6 protein-coding genes are annotated in these 5,526 nt (G+C 37.6%); all 6 read left to right on the forward strand.

Annotation, left to right across the window (positions count from 1 at the left end; translation table 11 throughout):
- Positions 1-1,195 (forward strand): RHS repeat-associated core domain-containing protein (locus IJQ68_RS03410; RefSeq protein ID WP_292796961.1); only part of this gene is annotated, 1,195 nt, incomplete at its 5' end.
- Positions 1,196-1,203: 8 nt separating this feature from the next.
- Positions 1,204-1,707: a hypothetical protein gene (locus IJQ68_RS03415; protein ID WP_292796964.1), complete on the forward strand. Its 504-nt coding sequence runs from the start codon at positions 1,204-1,206 to the stop codon at positions 1,705-1,707.
- The gene (locus IJQ68_RS03420; RefSeq protein ID WP_292796966.1) at positions 1,707-1,907 is read left to right on the forward strand and encodes a hypothetical protein; all 201 of its coding nucleotides are present in this window, start codon (positions 1,707-1,709) and stop codon (positions 1,905-1,907) included. The genes IJQ68_RS03415 and IJQ68_RS03420 overlap by 1 nt, the downstream gene beginning before the upstream one ends.
- Before the next feature lie 9 nt (positions 1,908-1,916).
- The gene (locus IJQ68_RS03425) at positions 1,917-3,221 is read left to right on the forward strand and encodes a discoidin domain-containing protein (RefSeq protein ID WP_292796968.1); all 1,305 of its coding nucleotides are present in this window, start codon (positions 1,917-1,919) and stop codon (positions 3,219-3,221) included.
- A 416-nt stretch (positions 3,222-3,637) separates the two neighbouring features.
- Positions 3,638-4,942: an ankyrin repeat domain-containing protein gene (locus IJQ68_RS03430; RefSeq protein WP_292796971.1), complete on the forward strand. Its 1,305-nt coding sequence runs from the start codon at positions 3,638-3,640 to the stop codon at positions 4,940-4,942.
- The coding region (locus tag IJQ68_RS03435; protein WP_292796972.1) for a hypothetical protein at positions 4,942-5,526 on the forward strand (585 nt) is incomplete at its 3' end. The genes IJQ68_RS03430 and IJQ68_RS03435, both read left to right, overlap by 1 nt.

The following is a 5,526-nucleotide window of genomic DNA, read 5'->3' on the forward strand; positions in this document are numbered from 1 at the left end:
CTGGGGCGGCTCACTCTACGAGCCCGAAACCAACCTTTATTGGATGCGCAACCGTTATTACCACATCGATATGCACCGCTTCATCAACCAAGATCCCATCGGCATCTGGGGTGATGCCAACAACCTCGGCAACGGCTTCGCCTATGTTGCCGGAATGGTCATTGAAGCGAGTGATCCGACAGGGTTGGCAAGTGACGCGAATTCTTTTGCAGAAGTTCATGGGTTCAATAAGCATGATGTTCCTACAACTCCAATGTCACCTGAAGAAGAAATGGTTGTCGGTTGGATAAAGACTGCTATTATTGATATTGGAGTAAGTGTTGCTTTGTCAGGTCCTTCTGGATTAATTTGGGGTGCTCTCGGAACTTTGGGAACAATTATGAAAGATTTAAATATTGTTGATAAGGAATATCTATTTGTATATTCTATTGTAGCTATAAGAAGTGGGCAATATTATTCTATGGTTAAAATCGGAAATACTTTTACAAAAAAATTTTTATTTAGTTTGGGGTGGGATGCGATTGGCACATTTAATGAATTGAAATTGTTAAATAATAGAACTCAAGACTCTATCAGAGAACGTAATTCCTTATCAATATCTGAAAAGATGTTGGAAATTTCTAATCCGGTGGAAAATAAAGATGAGAAAAAAAATACTGGACCAGCTAAAGAAGACATCGAATCTCCAAAAGAAAAAACAGATCCTGAATCTAAGCCGGGAGTAAGTGAAGATGATGATTATTTTGGATCTAATATTACAAAAACACAATATCCAAAATCCAATGTCGATTGCGGCTATGGTAGTTGCGAGTGTGTATCAGGAGATTGTTCTGGGGCAACAGGTGAAAATATGCCGTCGGATCCAGACAAAGATCCTTCTAATGCAATCCAAAGGATTTTAATGAGCAACATTTTGGCAAAAATGCTCAAACGTGGGGAAAGTGAACAGCCTCCAGTTTTCATTGATAATAGCACTGGTCCAAATGGCGCAATTAAGATTTATCGCAACCCATATTATGTGAACAAAGACCCGATGAAAGCAATTTTCTTTGATGGTAACGATGGCTCTGGAAGACCTATGATTTACAGGAATCCTTTTGACCCAGGAGCTGAATATGGTTATGATTCAACGACATATGAGAAATTTCAGCAAGCCGGATTCCCGCAAACGAATGTTGATCCTTACTGGCAGTAGGTGGTGCAATGAGTACATTAAAAGTTGTTTCAGGCATATTGATTGTAGTTGCCCTCTTTATTCTTAATAGACTAGATGCAAAAAAGAAAAAACAAGAGAAAAAGAAGTATGTGGAGTCAGAAAAGCCTCTTTACGAGTTAAGTTGCTCTATGATTATTTCAAAAGATATTGTTCAAGCAAGACATATTTCCATGTCAAGATGGGGGACATCTGTTTATGTACTTCTCTACAATGATGTTATAAAGTTTACTTTTGCAAATGAAAAATATCTTCCAGAAATAGCAGTGAAGGATATAGAAATCATTTTCATCAAACGAGTTCTTGGAGAAGATTTGTTGTATATTAAGCATAAAGTTTCTCCCGAAAAAAAAGTGCAATATAAAGAGACATATCCTGAATTTTATCTCAGCGGAGACAAGGAAGATCTGCTTTACATTAAGGATTTCATTGAAGAAAGAATGAATAGACCGAAAATAGTTGATTTAACTGGTGGAGACCAAACGGAGCAATAATGATTTACCGTAATCCGTACTATGTAAACAAAGATCCTTTAAAAACTATCTTGTTTGATGGAAATAATGGTTCGGGACGACCAATGATTTACAGGAATCCGTTTGTTCCTGGTGCTGAATATGGATATAATTCAACGACTTATGAAAAATTTCAACAAGCTGGGTTTCCGCAAACCAATGTTGATCCTTATTGGTATTAGGAGGAAAAAATGCGATTCATATTTATACTTTTAGTCTTGTTCTCATTTTTCACAGTTTTTGCCAACGGTGCGGCAATTGACGGATCAAGCCTTACAAGAACTGGAAATATAGTCTATATCCAGAAGGAAAATATCAAAATAGAGAAAGAAAGTATCTCCATCGTGTTTGTGAATGATGTTTTCAAATTCAATGTCAAATACAGGCTGCAAAACGCTTCCGGCAAGGCGGAAAAAATCGATTATGCTTTTCCCGTTTTGTTTGAAGATATTCTCGAGAATGGTTATGTGAGTGATGATCCTGAGTTCAAAAAAGACAAAATCCGCAATTTTTCTGTAAAAATCAACGGTGTCGCACAAAAAATGAAAGAACAGAAAATTCCAAGAGGTGAATCTAATAATGTTTATTTTGTTTGTTCATTCGATTTTCCTGCAAAACAGAGCATTGAAATCGAAGTAAATTATGAAGTTGATCCGTGGGGAGACATCACTGAATATGGACCGTATACTCTATACTGGTTCAGGCCTCGAAAAACAAAATATTCTATGTCCAACGCAAAATATTTCGGTTCAGGATCGGCAGACGAACTTGAAATAAACATTGATATGAGTGATTTGTTCCGTAACGGCGGAAAACTGCTGACGCTTGAGCCGAGAATTTTCTCATTTGACAAGGCTGGAACATTCAAATTCAAAGGAAAAAATTTCGATTTTTCCAAAAACAGTGAAATTGAAATAGAGTACGATAATTCCTTGAGAAATTTATGGGATCAGATTGTCGGGAGTCGTCTCACGACAAAAAACAAGATAAAAAGCGTGAAAGTTTCTTCTGCGGCAGCGGAAACAAAGGCTGCCAATCTGTTTGACGGAGACCCGGCGACTGCATGGTGCGCAACCGGCAAAAACAACTGGATAGAGGTCAAAACCGAGAAGAGCAACATAAGATTTATCGCTGTTTTGAACGGCAACATGAAAAATGAAAAAACGCTGTCCGAAAACGGCAAGGTAAAATCTATGGAAATCGAGTATAAAAATTGTTCAGCTATATTAGCATGTGTCAACAAACCAGAAAATCCTGTGAACTTTTTGAAAACAAAAAAGCAAAAGAGTGACAAATATCCACAAGAAGCGGAGATCAGACAAAGATACGAGATTATTCACGAAAGACCTATTTATTTCGATTACGACATCATTTATGAAGGCGAACGTGATATGCCTCACTACGAAAACTGCACTCTCCGCTTTAAAGTGAAAGAAATACTCCCCGGCAGCAAATTCAAAAATGTATGCATATCCGAAATTTTTATTCTGGAATAAAAGGTGTCAGCCAATGATTTACAGGAATCCTTTTGTTCCAACAAATGCAGAATATGGCTATGATTTAACTACTTATGAGAAGTGGCAACAGTCTGGATTCCCGCAAACAAATGTTGATCCATATTTTAATTAAGGAGTGTATCATGTTTAAACTTATTAAAGGTGTTTTTCTCAATACTTTGATTGTTTTTCTTGCGGAATTTGTTGTTTCGTTATTTTTGGGTGTTATGCTGCATATCAATATTCTGCCGACAGATTCTCTCTCTTACTATTATCCCTTATGTTTAGGCGGAGCTTGTTTTTTAACCGGATTTTTTCTGATTAGAAACAACTATGATGTCAAAGGCAGTAAAAGAGTTCTTTTCTTTTTTATATCAGTCTTTTCCGGTCATTTTTTAATTAACACCATTTTCAATATGACTTATGTGATCGCTGTAAAACTCTTTGTATCAGGCATGTTTTGCTGGTTTATCGGAATTCTTATCAGAGAAATTTCGTTCCCTGCAAAAAAATATATAGCAACTGTTCTTATTCTTGTTTCTTTGCTTCTGATCTTGAGTCCGTTCCAGCCTTTATTAAAAAATGAACAACCTGAAAAAAAACTTATCGAATACATCAAAAATGATGAAACTGAAAAGGCAAAAGCCTTGATAGAAAAAGGTGCGGATGTAAACCATACAGATGAAAACGGCGCGACTCCAGCGATGTGGGCTGCCGCTGGAGGGAATTTCGACATTCTCAAACTTCTGATTGCAAAAGGTGCCGATATAAATAAAAAAGGATTGATTTTTTTAAATGTTGAGCCGATCTTGTTCTATACAACGGTTTTGAATGCCGCAATCGGTCAAGGTCACCTTGAAATAGTGAAATTCCTTGTCGAAGAATGCGGAGTCGATGTGAATGAAATATCTCCCAAAATAAACAGAATCACTTATTACCCGCAGGATATTCCTGATCCGCAGAAAATTTTGGAATATATAAAAAACAAAGATGATTTCAGCAGTAACATTGTTAAAGACTATACTAAAGGATTTCCGGAATCCACCTTGCCGCTGATGATATCCGGAGCCTTAAATAAAATCCTTACAACACGTCTTAGCAGAAAATCTGAAGGAGGGAACCTATTCAAAAAAGCCTTGGCTGAAAGAAAAAAACTTGATGAGGAATTCCCCGGATTGGTAAGAAACAGAAAACATTATGAAATTTTTGATGAAACAGACGGTATTTGGGTCCCGAACATAACTTATGCAGCAGGCCCTAATTTCATCGAAATAACGAAATATTTGATTGAAAAAGGAATCAATATCAACCAAAGAGATCAGGACAATATTTCCGCGCTCTTTTTTACAGCAAAGGATACGGCTCTTCTGCTCCTTGGAAACGGTGCCGAAGTCAATGTTAAGGAAAATTTGATGAACAGTTCTCCGCTTGGCTTAAGAGCCAGATTTTTAGAAAAGGATATGACAGATGAAGAGATAAATCTTTGGAAAAAAATAGTGGAAACTTTTGTTCAGAAAGGTGCAGATATAAATTCGCAGGATAAGCTAGGTGACACTTTGCTGCACAACATGTGCCTTAATAAAAATTCATCCGCAGACCTAGTAGCTTTTGTTGTAAAATTAGGCGCAGATCCTGAAATTAAAGATAACTGGGGAAAAACAGCTAAAGAAATATGTGCGGAACACGGCATTGAAATCAAAAACGGGAATCAGGAAGAATAATGCTTGAAAACCACAACATCAAAAAATCTCAAACTGATATTTACGACATGAGCTACAACTATTCACGCGGCTGGCACCTGATCGAAAAGGCGGACGGAATAAAGCAGACTTCGGATAAATACACTTACGATTCCTATTACCGCCTGAGAAGAGTTGATTACAATTGCGCCTACAGTTCAAGCGATCCTACCTGCATAGAAAGCAGGAACAACGTCTTCAAGTGCAACACGGCGGAAAGCGGCTGCGAAGACTTCCAGCTTGACGGCGTTCACAATATCAGATCGAGCCGAGAAAATCAGACCGATTTCACCTGGACGGTTGACGGATTCAACAGACTCACAGAGAAATCGTGGAATAACAACAGGATCACTTATAGCTATGATTCAAATAACAATCTTGTTTCTGAAGATTTCGACGGCAGTAATCCTCCGGAAATTGTCTACACTTACGACAAACTTAACCGTCTTACAAGCGTCGCGAATTCTGACTATCTCGTTGAATACAGCTATGATCCGTTCAACAGACGCACTGAAAAAACCGTTTACTACACGGAAAACAGCGATACTTATGAGCAGACACACAAA

The sequence above is a fragment of the Methanobrevibacter sp. genome, assembly GCF_017447225.1.
Taxonomy (GTDB): Archaea; Methanobacteriota; Methanobacteria; order Methanobacteriales; family Methanobacteriaceae; genus Methanocatella.